This window comes from Corynebacterium hylobatis, assembly GCF_003955685.1.
Classification (GTDB): Bacteria; Actinomycetota; Actinomycetes; order Mycobacteriales; family Mycobacteriaceae; genus Corynebacterium; species Corynebacterium hylobatis.
Map to the genome: position 1 here is coordinate 18,669 of NZ_RXHJ01000023.1, position 16,505 is coordinate 35,173.

General features: G+C 67.6%; 15 protein-coding genes. 6 read left to right on the forward strand and 9 right to left on the reverse strand.

Annotated elements, in window-relative coordinates; all coding sequences use genetic code 11:
• Positions 1-21: 21 nt before the first annotated feature.
• The 3 genes from EAH68_RS13635 to EAH68_RS13645 form a co-directional block, all read right to left on the reverse strand.
• Positions 22-1,113 carry a PEP/pyruvate-binding domain-containing protein gene (locus EAH68_RS13635; RefSeq protein ID WP_126121892.1) on the reverse strand — a complete coding sequence of 364 codons (1,092 nt, stop codon included), beginning with the start codon at positions 1,111-1,113 and terminating at the stop codon, positions 22-24.
• 33 nt (positions 1,114-1,146) lie between these two features.
• Positions 1,147-2,439 (reverse strand): cytochrome P450, encoded by a 1,293-nt coding sequence (locus tag EAH68_RS13640; protein WP_126121893.1) that lies wholly within the window; start codon positions 2,437-2,439, stop codon positions 1,147-1,149.
• A gap of 196 nt (positions 2,440-2,635) precedes the next feature.
• A complete protein-coding gene (locus EAH68_RS13645) occupies positions 2,636-3,430 on the reverse strand; it encodes an IclR family transcriptional regulator (RefSeq protein ID WP_126121894.1) in 795 nt (264 codons plus the stop codon).
• Between the two features lie 125 nt (positions 3,431-3,555).
• On the opposite strand from EAH68_RS13645, the gene EAH68_RS13650 reads away from it, so the two are divergent.
• The 3 genes from EAH68_RS13650 to EAH68_RS13660 all read left to right on the forward strand — a co-directional run bounded on the left by EAH68_RS13650 (position 3,556) and on the right by EAH68_RS13660 (position 7,308).
• A complete protein-coding gene (locus EAH68_RS13650; RefSeq protein ID WP_126121895.1) occupies positions 3,556-4,527 on the forward strand; it encodes an AraC family transcriptional regulator in 972 nt (323 codons plus the stop codon).
• 148 nt (positions 4,528-4,675) lie between these two features.
• Positions 4,676-5,800 carry an NAD(P)-dependent alcohol dehydrogenase gene (locus EAH68_RS13655; RefSeq protein ID WP_126121896.1) on the forward strand — a complete coding sequence of 375 codons (1,125 nt, stop codon included), beginning with the start codon at positions 4,676-4,678 and terminating at the stop codon, positions 5,798-5,800.
• Positions 5,801-5,829: 29 nt separating this feature from the next.
• Complete coding sequence (locus EAH68_RS13660; protein WP_126121897.1) at positions 5,830-7,308, forward strand: aldehyde dehydrogenase family protein; 1,479 nt, start codon at positions 5,830-5,832, stop codon at positions 7,306-7,308.
• Between the two features lie 181 nt (positions 7,309-7,489).
• On the opposite strand, the gene pcaD is transcribed toward EAH68_RS13660, so the two are convergent.
• Genes pcaD through EAH68_RS13675 form a run of 3 tightly spaced genes read right to left on the reverse strand, consistent with a single transcriptional unit; the run spans position 7,490 to position 10,289 of the window.
• Positions 7,490-8,257: a 3-oxoadipate enol-lactonase gene (gene pcaD, locus EAH68_RS13665; protein ID WP_126121898.1), complete on the reverse strand. Its 768-nt coding sequence runs from the start codon at positions 8,255-8,257 to the stop codon at positions 7,490-7,492.
• A gap of 3 nt (positions 8,258-8,260) precedes the next feature.
• Complete coding sequence (locus EAH68_RS13670) at positions 8,261-9,487, reverse strand: acetyl-CoA C-acetyltransferase (RefSeq protein WP_126121899.1); 1,227 nt, start codon at positions 9,485-9,487, stop codon at positions 8,261-8,263.
• Positions 9,488-9,512: 25 nt separating this feature from the next.
• Entirely contained in the window at positions 9,513-10,289 is a 777-nt protein-coding gene (locus tag EAH68_RS13675) for an IclR family transcriptional regulator domain-containing protein (RefSeq protein ID WP_241228472.1), read from the reverse strand.
• A 70-nt stretch (positions 10,290-10,359) separates the two neighbouring features.
• Between EAH68_RS13675 and EAH68_RS13680 the strand changes: the two genes are divergently transcribed.
• The 3 genes from EAH68_RS13680 (at position 10,360) to clpX (ending at position 13,241) form a co-directional block, all read left to right on the forward strand.
• Positions 10,360-11,103, forward strand: a complete 744-nt coding sequence (locus EAH68_RS13680) for a CoA transferase subunit A (RefSeq protein WP_126121901.1) — start codon at positions 10,360-10,362, stop codon at positions 11,101-11,103.
• Complete coding sequence (locus EAH68_RS13685) at positions 11,103-11,750, forward strand: 3-oxoacid CoA-transferase subunit B (RefSeq protein ID WP_126121902.1); 648 nt, start codon at positions 11,103-11,105, stop codon at positions 11,748-11,750. The genes EAH68_RS13680 and EAH68_RS13685 overlap by 1 nt, the downstream gene beginning before the upstream one ends.
• 198 nt (positions 11,751-11,948) lie before the next feature.
• The gene (clpX, locus tag EAH68_RS13690; protein WP_126121903.1) at positions 11,949-13,241 is read left to right on the forward strand and encodes an ATP-dependent Clp protease ATP-binding subunit ClpX; all 1,293 of its coding nucleotides are present in this window, start codon (positions 11,949-11,951) and stop codon (positions 13,239-13,241) included.
• Between the two features lie 78 nt (positions 13,242-13,319).
• Here clpX and EAH68_RS13695 read toward each other — a convergent pair whose 3' ends face one another.
• The 3 genes from EAH68_RS13695 to EAH68_RS13705 are packed head-to-tail and all read right to left on the reverse strand — an operon-like array spanning position 13,320 to position 16,277.
• Positions 13,320-14,174: a sulfite exporter TauE/SafE family protein gene (locus EAH68_RS13695; RefSeq protein ID WP_126121904.1), complete on the reverse strand. Its 855-nt coding sequence runs from the start codon at positions 14,172-14,174 to the stop codon at positions 13,320-13,322.
• A 47-nt stretch (positions 14,175-14,221) separates the two neighbouring features.
• Entirely contained in the window at positions 14,222-14,830 is a 609-nt protein-coding gene (locus tag EAH68_RS13700) for a rhodanese-like domain-containing protein (protein ID WP_126121905.1), read from the reverse strand.
• A 52-nt stretch (positions 14,831-14,882) separates the two neighbouring features.
• The gene (locus EAH68_RS13705) at positions 14,883-16,277 is read right to left on the reverse strand and encodes an MBL fold metallo-hydrolase (protein WP_126121906.1); all 1,395 of its coding nucleotides are present in this window, start codon (positions 16,275-16,277) and stop codon (positions 14,883-14,885) included.
• Positions 16,278-16,505: the final 228 nt, after the last annotated feature.

The window sequence follows — 16,505 nt, forward strand, 5'->3', positions numbered from 1 at the left end:
TCGGAGTGGGGTGAGGGGGAGCTACTTGGTGGCGAGGAGGGAGGCGGGCAGGAAACTGAGGTCGAAGCCTCCTCCCGCAGCTGCAGCGGCCGGCTTCTGCTCGGGGGCGGTGTTCGCCGGGTTGGAGTGGACCGTCTCGGGGCGGGACTGCAGGAGCAGCAGGTTCTCGCCGTCGGGCAGGTCGGCGTCGAGTGCCCACTCGATGTCCTGCGGGCAGCGGTAGTGCTTCTCGGCGCGCTTGGCCATGGCGGCCACGGCGTTAAGCTCCGCGTCGGTGAGGCTGCGGATCGCGGCGCGCTCGGCGGGGACCTCACGCTGGATGAGGGTGCCTGCGGCCGGGTCGGGGACCAGCTCGAGGTGCTTGCTGCCGAGGTGTTCGTTGACCACCTGCAGAGTGACCTTGTCCAGCAGGATGTTGTCGGGTGTCACCTCGCCGGAGACAACCATTTCGCCGACACCCCAGGAGGAGTCGATGGTGATTTTGGAGCGGTCGCCGTTGGCGGGGTTGAGGGTCATGGCCACGCCGGCGACGCGGGCGTTGACCATCTTCTGCACCACCACGGCCATGGACAGGCCCTCGTTCGGGATGTTGTTCTTCAGGCGGTAGATGATCGCGCGGGCGGTGTACAGCGAGGCCCAGCACTGGCGGATGTGTTCGGTGACCGCCTCCAGGCCGATCTGCCACAGGTAGGTGTCCTGCTGGCCGGCGAAGGAGGCGTCGGGCAGGTCCTCGGCGGTGGCCGAGGAGCGCACGGCCACGGGGACCTCTCCACCACACTGCGCCATGAGCTCGGCGTGGGCCGTGACGACCGCGGCGCGGGCGGCCGGTGGGACGGGGCGGGAACACAGGGCCTCGCGGATCTCGGCGGAGAGCTTCTCGACGGCCGCGACATCCTCGGGGTCGATACCCGCCAGGGCGTCGTGAATCTGCTCGGCGATCCCGGCTTCCTCCATGAAGGCGTCGAAGGAGGCGGTGGTGACGACGAAGCCGGGCGGGACGGGCATGTCGGCGGCGGTCATGCTCACCAGGGAGGCGCCCTTGCCGCCGAGGATCTCGAGGAGGGGCTCGCGGCCGTCGTCGAAACGCTGGACGTAGAGGGTGGTGTCGGTCATGTCATGCTCCAGGTCTGTTCAGGCGGATGGGGTTCAGGCGTCCCAGGTGACGGGGACGGAGACGGGGACGCGGAAGGAGAGGTTCTCGCGGAAGTCGATGTCAGCGTCCTCCGCCAGCCGGAGAGAAGGCAGCAGGCGGGTGGCCTCCTCGAGGCAGATCTTCGCCTGGAGCTTGGCCAGCATGTTGCCCAGGCAGTAGTGGATGCCGTAGCCGAAGGAGAGGTGCTCCCGGGCGTTGCTGCGGGAGATGTCGAAGGACTCGGCGTCCTCAAAGCGGGAGTCGTCGCGGTTGGCGGAGCCCATGAGCAGCAGCACGCCCTCGCCCTCCCTGATCTGCTGGCCGCCGATCTCGGTGTCGCGGGTGGCCTTACGGCGCCAGCCGACGATGGAGCCGGAGTAGCGCAGGACCTCGTCGACGGCGGCAGGGATTTTCTTCGGCTCCTGGATGAGCTGCTGCCACTGCTCACGGTGGTCGAGCAGGACGCGGAAGCAGTTGGCGATCAGCGTGGTGGTCGTCTCGTGACCGGCGAAGAGCAGCGAGTACAGCAGGGAGGCGATCTCGTGGTCGGAGATCTCGCCACCCTCCTGCTGGTGACGGACCAGGTCGCCGGTGAGGTTGTCACCCGGGTTCTCATGGGCGGCGGCGACCAGACGCTGGCACTCCTGCCAGTAGTCGACCAGGTTGTGCGCGTGCGGGATCTGCTCCTCGTCGCTGAGATCGCCCCAGGTCATGGCCGCCCGGGCGTCGCTCCATTTCTTGTAGGTGTCGATCTGGCCGGTGTCCACGCCGATGAGGGTGAGGATGGTGATGGTGGGGATGTCATAGGCGAGGTCCGGCACCATGTCACCGGTGCGCCCGGGGCGGGCGAGCAGATCCTCGATGCGCTTGACGACGTTCGCCCGGATGTCGGGCTCCAGCGCCTTGTAGCGGCGCGGGGTGAATGCCTTCTGGGCGATGGCGCGGATGCGGGTGTGCTCGGGAGGGATGCGTGCGGAGAGGCCGGAGTAGGCGGTGAAGCCGCCGTCCTTCATGATCTGGGTGGCCTGGGGGCCGCGGCTGCGGACCGGGGCCTGGGCGTTCTCGGAGGAAAAGGTCTCCCAGTCGTCGAAGACCGCCTTGATGTCGTCGTAGCGGGAGACGACCCAGTAACCGATGCGCTCATCGAACATGATGGGCTCCTGCTCCCGCAGGGCGGCGTAGGCGGGGAAGGGGTCCTTCATCTGGAAGGGCTCGTAGCCGTGATGGTCAGGGGTCGCAGCGTCGGGCCCACCGTGGCCGAAAGGGCAGCCGGTGGCGGTGGGTGCGGTGGTGGTGTCGGTGCTCATGTCGTGTTCCTCCTGATCCGCTGGGGCGCGAGGCCCGCACAGCGTGTGGTGTGGATCAAAACTTCCCGCCCTGGTGATGTGAATCACCCGAGGGCTTGAGGGACATAGTGCGAGGAAATGGGGCCTGAGGGGAACTCAAACTTCCACTGAGTGGAAGCGAGTTCGTTTCTGCAGCGTGTGGGCGGGGAGTGGACGGTTATTTCTCGCCGAGACGCCCAGATTCCAGGAGGGTCTCCAGTGGAATGTGCGCGGTCGCCTTCTCGATCCGGCGGCTCACCGCCTGGAGCGCCGGCAGGAAACGCGGCAGGGAGGAGAATTTGTCCGCCGAGAGCACCACGCCCAGCCCCGCCCCGATCCGGCCGGTGTGGAAAACGGGCACGGCGATGGAGCAGGTGCCGACACGCTGCTCCTCGTAGGTGGTGGCGTAACCCTGTTCCCGGGTCTTCGCCAGTTCCGCAGCCAGCTGCGCGGGGTTGTCCACGGTGTTGCGGGTGGACTGCTCCAGCCGGCTGCCGAGGAAGGCATCCTGCACCCACTCCTCCTCGTGGGCGAGGATCACCTTGCCCACCGCCGTCGTGTGCAGGGGCAGCCGGCCACCCGTCCACGAGGACCGGGCGACGCGTTTCGTGCCGTACAGGCGGAAGATGTAGAGCACCTCCCGGCCGTCCCGGATGGCCAGGTGCGAGGTCTCCCCCGTGAGCGAGTAGAGGTCCTGCACGTAGGGGTGGGCGGTCTCGCGCAACTGCTGCCCGACCGCCTGGCCGAGCCGCCACAACCGCAGCCCCACCTGGTGGCGGCCGTCCGCAGTGCGGGTGAGCAGACCATGCCCGATAAGATCCCCGACGATCCGGTGCGCGGAGCTCAGGGGCAGGTCGGCGTGCTCGGCGATCTCCGTCAGGGACAGTGGACGCCGTTCCTGCTCGAAGGCGGCGAGCACTGCAGAGATCCTGTCCGTCACCGACCGCCCCGGCTGTCGACTTCCTCCCGCCACCGGGCACCTCCTCCGCTCAGATCCCTTGACCAGTGCCCTCTGACGCTACCCACGCGTGCTGCTTCTGCCTAGACTGAAACACCTGACCGTGAGCACCGAATCCAAGAGATGGGGTTGACTGGCCCATGGCCCGCACCGGCGTCCTGAATGCCGCCACCTTCGATGACGCGACCGACTTCGGTGCCAGCATCACCCGGTTGTATCGACCTGTGTTCCACGATGACGGGGGCCGCCGGGCGGCGGTCACCCCCGTGTCCACGCATGTCGGGGATGCCTTCCGCGCGCAGCTGCGGTCCTGCCAGGTTGATGACCTGGTGTTCTCCACCGTCCGGGCGTCGGGGCATGAGGTCGAGTACGCCGGCTCCGTGGACCCCGAGGAATCGGCGTTGAAGATCTATTACGTGCTCGACGGTACCGCCGTTATCCGGCAGGGCACCCGGGAACAGACCATCGGCCCCGGGCAGCTCGGTGTGCACGATTCGATGACCCCGTACCAGGTGTGGACCGACACCGGTTTCGACAGCCTCATCATGGTCCTGCCCAAGTCCCGTCTGCTCACGCTCGGGCAGGGCTACGCTGACCTCAGCGCCGCCCGCTTCACCTCCGGGGATGGGGCGGGCCGCGTGGTTCTGCCGTACCTGCAGGGACTGGCCTCCGGGTTGGACGAGATCACCCGCGGCCACGGCAGACAGATGGTGCGCAGCACCGTCGACCTGCTGACCATGCTCTTCAGCTCCGCGGTCGGGGCGCCGGTCTCCTCCCCGGAGCACCAGCGGGCCGAGCAGCGCGCGGACATCACCGCGTGGATCGACGACCATCTCCTGGACGACGACCTCAGTCCCGGGCGGATCGCCGCCGCGCATTTCATGTCCACCCGGTCCCTCCACGCCCTGTTCGCGGAGGCCGACACGACCGTAGGTACGGTCATCCGCCAGCGCCGGCTGGAACGGGCCCAGGAGCTGCTCATCCTGCACCCCACGATGTCGGTGGCGGAGGTCGGGCGCTGGTCCGGATTCCCCGACCCCTCCTACTTCACCCGCGTGTTCCGGCAGGAGTGGGGTTGCACCCCGGGTGAGTTCCGCCAGATTCCTGCCTAGCGGCGCCGGTGCCCTGCACCCCAGGTACACAAGTTCTGCACTCCTGTCCTAGAGTGTCACGTGTCACGTCAGTGATGATGTGTGATGTGGATCGGGCCTCTGTGGCCTGCAGGTCCCACCGACAAATTCGTAGTGGAGGAAGCAGAACATGAAGATCGACGCCTACGTGGTCGAAGAGATCAACGCCCCGTTTATCCGCGAAACACTCACCATTGACGGCCCCGGACCGGGCGAGGTCCTGGTCCGCGTCGTGGCCACCGGGGTCTGCCACACCGACCTCAACACCCAGTCCGGTGACATGCCCCTGCCCCTGCCGGGTGTGTTCGGCCACGAGGGCTCCGGCGTGGTGGAGTCCGTCGGCGCGGGCGTGACCAACTTCGAAGTCGGCGACCACGTCATCATGGGCTGGCCCTACTGCGGCACCTGCCGCAACTGCATCCGCGGCGAGCACCGTTACTGCCTCAACATCGGCGCCGAACTGCTGGCCGGGGTGCGTCTGCACGGACCCGACGCAGGCAGCTCCGCCTACACCCGTGAGGACGGTTCCCCGCTCTCCGGCCACTTCTTCGGCCAGTCCTCCTTCGCCACCTACTCCCTGACCCGCGCCAACGCGCTGGTCAAGGTGGACAAGGACCTGGACCTGGAGCTGCTCGGCCCCCTGGCCTGCGGCATCACCACCGGCGCGGGTGCCGTCTTCAACACCGCGAAGCCCGGCCCGGGGGAGTCGGTCGTGGTCATCGGCGCCGGCGCCGTCGGTCTGGCCGCCATCATGGCCGCCCGCAACACCCCGGCCACCACCATCATCGCGATGGACCTGCAGGACTCCCGCCTGGAGCTGGCCCGCGAGTTCGGTGCCACCCACACCGTCAACACCCGCGAGAAGGACATCGTCGAGGCCGTCACCGAGATCTGCGGCGGCCCGGCCGACTACGTCCTGGACTGCACCGGCAGCATCAAGGTCATCGAGCAGGCCGCCGATGCCGTTGGTCTGATGGGTACCTTCATCCTCGTCGGTGGTGCCCCGGCGCAGGCCCGTTTCTCCGTGGATCACATGCGCACCCTGTTCGGTAAGAACATCGTGGGCACCCTGGGGGGTTCCTCCACCAGCCACGAGCTCATCCCGGGCCTGATCGAGCTCTACCGCCAGGGTCGTTTTCCCTTCGACCGTCTGGTCCAGGTCTACGGCTTCGACGAGATCGACAAGGCCATCGCCGATGCCCATGAGGGCGGCACCATCAAGGCCGTGCTCCGCGTCTCCGAGACCAACCAGTAACCACCAATCAACGAAAGCAGCTGAGAACAATGACCGTCGCCACCGCCGCATACTCCTCCCTCGTCACCGACCAGCTCTACATCGGGGGCTGGCGTGAGGGCACCTCCGGGCGCACCGCCGAGACCGCCAACCCCTTCAACAACGAGACCATCGCCACCATCCGCCAGGCCTCGAAGGAGGACGTCGACGCGGCTTATGAGCTCGCCGAGAAGTCCCAGGCTGAGTGGGCCGCACTCGCCCCGAAGCAGCGGGCCAAGGTCCTCAACAAGGCCGCCGACTGGATTGAGGAGAACCGCGGGGCCGTCGTCGAGCTGATCCGCGCCGAGTCCGGTTCCACCGCCATCAAGGCCAACATTGAGACGGGCCTGGCGATCGGCTCCCTGCGCGAGGCCGCCACCTTCCCGACCCGTATCACCGGCCAGATCCTGCCCTCGAACACCCCGGGCAAGGCCAACTACGTCTTCCGTGAGGCCCTGGGCGTGGTGGGTGTGATCAGCCCGTGGAACTTCCCCTTCGCCCTGTCGATGCGTTCGGTCGCCCCGGCACTCGGCTGCGGTAACGCCGTGGTGCTCAAGCCGGCCTCCGACACCCCGCTGACCGGTGGCCTGCTGCTGGGCAAGATCTTCGAGGCCGCCGGCCTGCCCGAGGGCGTGCTGGGCATCGTCGTCGGCGCCGGCTCTGAGATCGGTGACCACTTCGTCGAGCACTCCGTCCCGCGCCTGATCTCGTTCACCGGTTCCACCCCGGTGGGCAAGGGCGTGGGCCGTGCCGCCGTCGGTGGCGAGCACATGAAGAAGGTCTCCCTTGAGCTCGGCGGCAACGCCCCACTGGTCATCCTCGACGACGCTGACCTGGAACAGGCCGTGGGTGCGGCCACCCTGGGCAAGTTCCTCCACCAGGGCCAGATCTGCATGGCCGTCAACCGCATCATCGTCCAGGCACCGCTCTACGATCAGTTCGTCGAGGCCTTCACCGAGCGTGTGAAGACCCTGTCCTACGGCGACCAGCTTGATGACGCCACCGTCGTCGGCCCCGTCATCAACGACAGCCAGCTGCGCTCGGTCACCGAGAAGATCGAGCGTGCCCGCGCTGAGGGCGCCCGCGAGGTCGTCTCCGGACCGGTCGAAGGCCGTGTCATCGCCCCGCACGTCTTCGCCGATGTCACCCCGGAGATGGAGCTGTTCCGCGAGGAGATCTTCGGCCCCGTCGTCGGCATCATCAAGGCCGAGGATGAGGCGCATGCCCTCGAGCTGGCCAACGACACCGAGTTCGGCCTGTCCTCCGCCGTGTACACCCGTGATCTGACCCGTGGGCTCAACTTCGCCCGCCAGATCGAGGCAGGCATGACCCACGTCAACGACATCACCGTCAACGACGAAGCACACGTCATGTTCGGCGGCGAGAAGAACTCCGGCCTGGGCCGTTTCAACGGTGAGTGGGCCATCGAGGAGTTCACCACCACCCACTGGGTCGGCGTGGCACCAGGCCAGGCACAGTTCCCCTTCTAGTTCGCTTCTCGACGCCCCACCACCCCGTTGGCCGCATCCGGCCACGGGGTGGTCGCGTCCTGCCAGTGACAACTGCGATCAGGATCTGCAGGCGAGCTGAGCCACCGGATAAACCGCCAGGAAAAGAAGAAGCCGCCGTGGCCCGGAAACCCGGGCCACGGCGGCGTCGTCAAGCAGGGGACTAGTTGAAGAACTCGACCAGTGCCTTGTTGACCTGCTCGGGGGACTCCACGGTGGGCACGTGCGCACCGGGGGAGACCTCCACGTAGGTGGCCTCACCGGTCACACCGTCAGCGATCGCGTGGAGCGCGGCGGGCGGGGTGGACTCGTCCTCGGTGCCGGCCAGCACGAGCACCGGCACGGTGATGTCCTTGAGGCGGTCCTTGAAGTCCCAGGTCGCCAGGGCGTCGGAGCAGGAGGCGTAGCCGACGCCGCGGGTGGAGGTGACCATGTTCCGGTAGGCGGCGGTGGTGGCCGGCTGCGTGGCGCGGAACTGTTCGGTGAACCACAGGCCGATGACACCGTCGGCCATGGGCTCCATGCCTTCGGCGCGGGTGAGCACGGAGCGCGGATCCCACTTCTCCGGGCCGCCGAAGTAGGCGGCGGTGCACAGGTAGGCGGCACGAGTGACACGCTCGGAGGTGGCGGTCAGGTACTGAGCCAGGGCGCCACCGAGTGACAGGCCGACGACAGCGAACTTGTCGACGCCCAGGGTGTCCAGGGTCTCCAGCACATCAGCAGCGAGGTGGTCGAAGGTGGTTTCGCCGGGGGTGACGTCCGGGTCGGGGGAGTGGCCGTGGCCGCGGTGGTCGAGTGCGATGACGCGGTGGGTGGCGGACAGGGCGTCCAGCTGGGGGAGCCACATGTCGGTGGTGGAGGCGATGGAGCCGAGGAAGACGATCGGTTCGCCGCCGTGCTCGGTGCCGTACTCAACGTGGTGCAGGATCATGGACTAGTTGCCTTCCTTCTCGACGATGGCAGCCAGGCCCTGGCCGCCGCCGATGCACATGGTGACCAGTGCAGTCCTGGCGTCGCTGCGCTGCAGCTGGTGGGCGGCGGTGACGAGCATGCGGGCGCCGGTCGCGCCGACCGGGTGGCCCATGGAGATGCCGGAGCCCAGCGGGTTGAGGCGCGGGTCCTCCTTGTCGATGCCCCACTCGGAGAGCACGGACAGTGCCTGGGCGGCGAAGGCCTCGTTGAGCTCGATGAGGTCAATGTCGTCGAGGGTCATGCCCAGGCGGTCGAGAACCTTCTTCGTGGCCGGGACGGGACCGATGCCCATGGTCTCCGGGGCGACACCGGCGACGGCCCAGCCCTTGAGGGTGACTGCCGGGGTCAGGCCCAGCTCCTCAGCCTTGGCGCGGGTGGTCACGATCATGGCGGCGGCGCCGTCGTTCTGTCCGGAGGCGTTGCCGGCGGTGACGGTGGCGTCGGCGTCCTGGCGGCCCATGATCGGGCGCAGTTTGGCCAGCTTCTCCAGGCTGGAGTCGGCGCGCGGGTGCTCGTCGGTGTCGATGATCAGCGGATCGCCCTTGCGCTGCGGGACGGCGACGGGGACGATCTCCTCGGCGAAGATGCCGGCCTGCTGCGCGGCGATGGCGCGGGCGTGGGAGGTCACGGACATCTCGTCCTGGGCCTCACGGGGGATGGAGTACTGCTCGCGGAGGTTCTCGGCCGTCTCGATCATGCCGCCCGGGATCGGGTGGTTCTTGCCGCCGGCGGTCTCGCGGGCCTCGGCCAGGCGGTCACGGAAGACCATGTTGCCGCCCTTCTTGCCCCAGCGGACGTCGGCGTCGACGGTGTACTCGGTGCGTGACATGGACTCGGCACCGCCGGCGATGATCAGGTCGGCGGCACCGGTGGCCACGTGCGCGGCTGCGGTGACCACGGCCTGCAGACCGGAGCCGCAGCGGCGGTCGAGCTGCATGCCGGGCACGGACTCGCCCAGGCCGGCGTCGAGTGCGACGACGCGGCCGAGGGCCGGGGCGGCACCGTTGGGGGCGGCCTGGCCGAGGATGAGGTCGTCGACCTGCTCCGGCTTCAGGCCGGTGCGCTCGACGATGGCGCGCACGACGGTGGCGGCCAGCTCCTGGACAGGGACGTTCGTGAACTGTCCGCCGTAGCCGCCGACGGCGGTGCGCAGCGGGGAGCAGAGGACGATGTCGGTGGGGTTGGTCATCGTGGTTCCTTAATCTAGGTTTCAGTCAGAAGAGTTCAGTGGCCGCCAGGTCGGCGGAGATGAGTTCGGCGGTGTTGAGCAGCGCCGGGAGGATGCCGTTGTGGAGGTCATCCAGGTTGTGCACCACCGTCTGGGTGGAGACGTTGACCGCGGCCACCACCCTGCCAGAAGGCGAGTGGACGGGGGCCGCCAACGACCGCAGACCGGGCTCGAGTTCCTGGTCGACGACCGCGAAGCCCTGCTCCCGGACGCGCCCGAGTTCGGCACGCAGGGTGTCGACGTCGACGATCGTGGAGGGCGTGAAGGCCCGGAAATCGGTGGTGGCCAGGTAGTTGTCGAGTTCCTCGGCGGGCAGGCCCGCGAGGATGACCCGGCCCATGGAGGTGGCGTAGGCCGGGAAGCGGGTGCCGATGGTGATGGACACCGTCATGATGCGGCGCACCGGGACGCGGTTGACGTAGACGACGTCCGCCCCGTCGAGGACGGACAGGGAGCTGGATTCGCCGATGCGGCGGGAGAGTTCCTCGAGGCGGGGCTGCGCGATGGCGGGCAGGCCCAGGCCGGACATGTAGCTGTAGCCGAGCTCCAGGACCCGCGGGGTCAGCCAGAACTCGGTGCCGTCGGTGGCGGCGTAGCCGATGGTGACCAGTGTGTGGAGGAAGCGTCGGGCGGTGGCGCGCGCCAGGCCGGTGGCCTCGGCCACCTGGGCGAGTGTCTGGCGGGGGCGGTCCGCGTTGAAGGTGCGGATGACCGACAGTCCACGTACCAGTGACTGGACGTTCGGTGTTTCAGAGGTGGCCACGTTCAACTCCTTTCTGGTTCGCGATGTGAACCCTTGTGCAGTCTGTGAACGCCAGTGTACAGTCTGAGACATGCTTGACAAGACGCTTCCCACAACTGATGCGGCTGTGGCCGATATCCACGACGGTGCGTCCATCGCCGTCGGTGGATTCGGCCTGGTCGGCATCCCCGCCCGCCTCATCGACGCCCTCCGCGAGCAGGGCGCGACTGACCTGACGATCATCTCCAACAACCTCGGCACCGACGGCTTCGGCCTCGGCCTGCTGCTGGCCGACAAGCGGATCTCCAAGTCCATCGGTTCCTACCTGGGTTCCAACAAGGAGTACGCCCGCCAGTATCTCTCCGGTGAGCTCACCGTGGAGTTCACCCCGCAGGGCACCCTCGCCGAGCGCATGCGCGCCGGCGGCGCCGGCATCCCGGCCTTCTACACCACCGCCGGTGTGGGCACCCAGGTCGCTGAGGGCGGTCTGCCCCAGCGCTACAACACCGACGGCACCGTCGCCGTGGTCTCCGAGCCGAAGGAGACCCGCGAGTTCAACGGTCAGGTCTACGTGCTCGAGGAGTCCATCCGCGCGGACTTCGCGCTGGTCCATGCCCACAAGGGGGACCGCTTCGGCAACCTGGTCTTCAACAGGACCGCCCAGAACTTCAACCCGGATGCCGCGATGAGCGGCAAGGTGACCATCGCCCAGGTCGAGCACCTCGTCGACGTCATCGACCCCAGCGAGGTCGACCTGCCGGGCATCTATGTCAACCGCGTGGTCGAGGTCGGCCCGCAGGAGACCGGTATCGAGAACAGGACGGTGACCCAGTAATGACCTGGACCAAGGAACAGATGGCCGCACGCGTGGCCGGCGAGCTCGAGAACGGCCAGTACGTCAACCTCGGCATCGGCATGCCCACCCTCATCCCGGGCTACCTGCCCGAGGGCCTTGAGGTGGTGCTGCACTCCGAGAACGGCATCCTCGGCGTCGGACCGTACCCGACCGAGGATGAGCTCGACCCCGAGCTGATCAACGCCGGCAAGGAGACCATCACCATCACCGAGGGTGGCTCCTACTTCTCCTCCTCCGCCTCCTTCGCCATGATCCGCTCCCGCTCCGTGGACGTTGCCGTCCTCGGCGCCATGGAGGTCTCCCAGTACGGGGACCTGGCCAACTGGATGATCCCGGGCAAGATGGTCAAGGGCATGGGCGGCGCGATGGACCTCGTCCACGGCGCCCAGAAGATCATCCTCATGATGGATCACGTGACCAAGAAGGGCACCTCGAAGGTCCTGAGCGAGTGTGCGCTGCCGCTGACCGGCGCGAAGTGTGTCGACCTGATCGTCACCAACTACGCCGTCTTCGACGTTGACCCGCAGGAGGGCCTGACCCTGCTGCAGGTCGCCGAGGGCGAGACCGTGGAGTCTGTCCACGCGGTCACCGATGCCCCCTTCAAGGTGGCCGAGGGCGTGGCTTAAAACCCCCGCTTATCGACGCCCGCCCCCGCCCCCGCACCCGCGGCCGGCGGGGTTGTGCGTCTGCGGGTGGGAACAAAACCATGGCCCGGCCGTTATGGGAGGGGAGAGCCGCCGGGGTCTCCCCCGGTTTGACCCCTCCTACTAGAGTGAAGGGACATCCCGTCCCCACAGTCGAGCGAAGCGAGATAGATACCCCTCATGGCACGCATGCAAGAAAGCGCCGACCTGCTGAAATGCTCCTTCTGCGGGAAGAGTCAGAAGCAGGTGAAGAAGCTCATCGCCGGTGGCGGCGTGTACATCTGCGACGAATGCATCGAGCTGTGCAACGAGATCATCGAGGAGGAGCTCGGCGCCGCCCAGGCCGCCGAACAGAAGGAGGACAAGCTCCCCCGCCCCTCGGAGATCTCGGCCTTCCTGGACAAGTACGTCATCGGTCAGGACAAGGCCAAGCGCATCCTCGCCGTCGCCGTGTACAACCACTACAAGCGCATCCGGACGGAGGAACTCGCGACCGCCGCGGCCGGTACCCGCCGGGGCCGGAAGTCGGAGGACATCGAGATCGCCAAGTCGAACATCCTGCTCCTCGGACCCACCGGTTCCGGTAAGACCTACCTCGCCCAGACCCTGGCACGCATGCTGGACGTCCCCTTCGCCATCGCCGACGCCACCTCCCTGACCGAGGCCGGCTACGTCGGCGAGGACGTGGAGAACATCCTGCTCAAGCTGCTGCAGGCCGCCGATTTCGACGTCCAGCGTGCCCAGCGCGGCATCATCTACGTCGACGAGGTGGACAAGATCTCGCGGAAGTCCGACAACCCGTCGATCACCCGCGATGTCTCCGGCGAGGGCGTGCAGCAGGCCCTGCTGAAGATCCTGGAGGGCACGACCGCCTCCATCCCGCCGCAGGGCGGGCGCAAGCACCCCAACCAGGAGTTCATCCAGCTGGACACCTCGAACATCCTGTTCATCGTCGCGGGTGCCTTCGCCGGCCTGGAGAAGGTCATCCAGGAACGCGTGGGCAAGAAGGGCCTGGGCTTCGGTGCCGAGATCGAGACGGCCTCCGAGCGGGAGAAGAGGGACCTCTTCGACCAGGTCCGCCCCGAGGACCTGGTGAAGTTCGGCCTCATCCCTGAGTTCATCGGCCGTCTGCCCATCGTGGCCACCGTGGACAACCTGGACCAGGAATCCCTGGTCAAGGTACTCACCGAACCCCGGAACTCCCTGGTCAAGCAGTACCAGCGGCTCTTTGAGATGGACGACGCCCAACTCACCTTCACCCCGGACTCCCTCGAGGTCATCGCCGACAAAGCGCTGGAGCGGGGAACCGGTGCCCGTGGCCTGCGCGCCATCCTGGAGGAGCTGCTCGTTCCGGTGATGTACGACCTCCCCGACCGCGATGACGTCGCCGAGGTCATCATCACAGCCGAGGTCGTCCGCGGTGAGGATGAGCCGGAGCTGGTGCTCGGCCGGGAGGAAAAGGAGACCGCCTAGAGTTTCCACCCGGGAGCCGCAAACCCCGCGAGGAATTTCCTCACGGGGTTTGCTTCGCTACAGGCCAGGGGTTCGTCCTCAGGCATTCGTCCGGCGGCGGGTGCGGATGAGGAACCGGGAAACGAGGTATCCCACCGCAGGCAGCGCGGCAGCGCCGGCGACGGCCGCTCCCCAGGGGTGGGGGAGTTCCTGTGACAGGACGAAAACACCCATCACCAGGACGAACACGCCGAAGCCCTTGCGCAGCGCCTGCTCCGGGACCACCGAGGTGAGCCGCGCGCCGATGAGCGCGCCGACCAGGGCGGCGGCGGTGACGGACAGGACCAGCGGCCAGTCCAGGCTGACGGAGGTCAGGTAGCCGGCCAGCCCCGCGAAGGACTTCATGGAGATGACCAGCAGAGAGGTGCCCACCGCGACCGGCATGGCCAGCCCGCCGAGCAGCGCCAGGGCGGGGACCACGAGGAAACCGCCGCCGGCGCCGACCAGGCCGGTGACCAGGCCCACGACCAGGCCCTCGAGGATGATCTTGCCCAGGGGGAGCGACTTCTTCTCTCCCGTGCCGGACGCTTTCTTCCGGCCGCGGAGCATGGCCCCGGCGGTGGCGATCATCATCAGGGCGAACGCGATCATGAGGACCACTCCCGGGATGAATCCGCCGGCCAGGCCACCGAGGAAGGCTCCGGCCATGCTGGCCGCGCCGAAGATCAGTCCGGTGCGCCACTGCACGTTGCCCTTGCGCGCGTGGGCGAAGGTGCTCACCACGGAGGTGGTGCCCACGACGAACAGCGAGGCTGCGATGGCTTCCTTCGGGTCCATCCCCGCGACGTAGGTCAGCAGGGGGACGGTGAGGATGGAGCCGCCGCCGCCGAGCAGCCCGAGGCTGAGCCCGACCACGATAGCGAGCAGGACGACCACGATGAGAGTGATGCTCATGATTTCCTGTCTTCGAGACTTGGGGCCGAGATCAGCCCGCTGGGTGGTTAGGGGAGGGTGACGTTGCCGGTGGCGACCGGGATGTCCCGGACGGTGGACGCCAGGGTCGGGGTCACCGAGGCCTGGTTCCACGGCATCTTCGACAGAGCGGAGGCCATGGCGCAGGAGTCGCTGAGCGCGGACCAGGTCAGGCCGGCACCGACGGCGGCCGAGAGGTAACCGACGGGGCGGGAGACCACGCGGGAGCCGACGAAACCGGCGAGCACCAGCGAACCTGCGACCATGCGGACCTGGCGGTCCATGTCCCAGCGCCGCTTGCCGCGCACGACGTCGCCGCCTGCGTCCGCGAAGGCGGCGGTGCCGCCGGCCAGCACGCTGGCGGTCTCCAGGCCCGCGGAGGCGAGACGCTCGCGCGCCTCTTCGGCGCGGATGCCGGACTGGCAGACCAGGACCACGCCGTCCTCGAAGCGGGAGGCGAATTCCGAGGTGTGCTCGGCGAGCATGGACAGCGGGACGTTGTAGGCGCCGCGGATGTGCATGGACTCGAACTCGGCGGGGGTGCGGACGTCGATGATGATCGGCTGCTCGCCGTTGGCCAGGTGTGCCTTGAGATCCTCTGCTTCGAGGGAGGTGATCGTGGTGGTGGGGGCCGTCATGGGTGGTGAATTCCTGTCTGTGGGAGGGGTCTGCTGGAGGTGCAGGCGGTGGTTACTTGTTGGTGTGGTCGAGCCAGCCGAGGTAGGAGTCCTCGAGCTCGACGATGTTGTAGCCCTTGCGGCGCAGCGCGGAGCCTGCGACGGAGTTGCGGACGCCGGACTGGCAGTAGGTGACGATGGTGGCGTCGGCGTCGGGCAGCTGGTCGAGGTTCCACAGGACGCGGCCGCCGGAGAGCTGGACGGACCCGGGGATGTGGCCGTCGGCGTGCTCGGTCTTGTTGCGCAGGTCGAGCAGCATGTCGTAGCTGAAGCCCTCGAGCTTGTCCTGGGCGAGGACCTCCGGAGAGGTGGTCGGCAGGCCCTCGAAGGAGGTGACGTAACCGACGGTCTCGTCGACGCCGACGCGGATGAAGTGGTTGCGGAAGTCCTCGGCCTTCTCCTGGTCCTCGGCGAGGACGACCAGATCGGCGGTATCGGACTCCGGGTCGAAGACCCAGGCGATGTAGCTGGCGGCCTTGTCGATTCCGGGGACGTTGACCGCACCTTCGACGGTGCCATCGTGGACCTCGGAGTGGTGGCGGGTGTCGACGATGATCTTTTCGCCGGAGCGGACCTCGTCCGCGATGTCGCCGCCCTTCAGCTCGGGCAGCGGGGCCAGCGGGTAGCCGAGGACGGCCGGGCCGGTCTTGTTCTGGCGCTTCATCCGCCCGAAGTAGGCGTGGGCGTCGGGCTGGCCGTCGAGCAGTTCGTCGACGAAGCCCTGCTCGTCGTCGTTGGCGAGGTAGGGGGCCCACCAGGCGTAGGAGCGCTCGTAGCCGACGGTGGTCGACGGCAGGGCGCCGAGCGCCTTGCCGCAGGCGGAACCCGCGCCGTGGGCCGGGTAGACCTGAACGTGGTCGGGCAGCGCCAGGAAGACCTCCTTGAGGCTCCGGAAGATCTGCTTCGCGCCGCCGAAGCGGGTGTCGACGCCGCCGGCGGCCTCGTCGAGCAGGTCGGGGCGTCCGAGATCGCCGGAGAAGACGAAGTCGCCGGAGAGCAGGTATCCGGGGGTGTCGGCGAAAGCACCGTCGGTGACCAGGAAGGACAGGTGCTCCGGGGTGTGGCCGGGGGTGTGCTTGGCCTCGATGGTGATGTTGCCGATCTTGATGGTGTCGCCGTCGTGCAGGCGGGTGCCGTCGAAGCCGTACTGCCAGTCCTCGTCGCCCTCGCCGGAGACGTAGATCTCGGCGCCGGTGGCCGCGGCCAGTTCCCGGGTGCCGGAGAGGTAGTCGGCGTGGATGTGGGTTTCGGTGACGCCGGTGATGGTCATCCCGTGGTGGTCGGCCAGGTCGAGGTATTCGGTGATGTCGCGTCGGGGGTCAACGACGACTGCGGTGTTTTCTGCCTGGCAGCCGATGAGGTAGCTGGCCTGGGCAAGGTCTTCGTCGTAGAAGCGGTGCAGCAGCATGGTTTCTCCTCTTGTTGGGTATGCGACAACATGATGCCATATACCCCCTGGGGTATCAAGTTAAGCCCCGGGGGGTATGTGTATCTGCTGGTGGAAGACTATTTTCGGGTTATGTCCCTGTTCCCCGGAAGAAAAAGACCCTGGTTTCCGCTGCCGGTGCACGGCGGTGGAAACCAGGGTTCATGTGCTGTCTCGGGTCTTTTTTGACAGTGAGTCTCAGTACTTTCT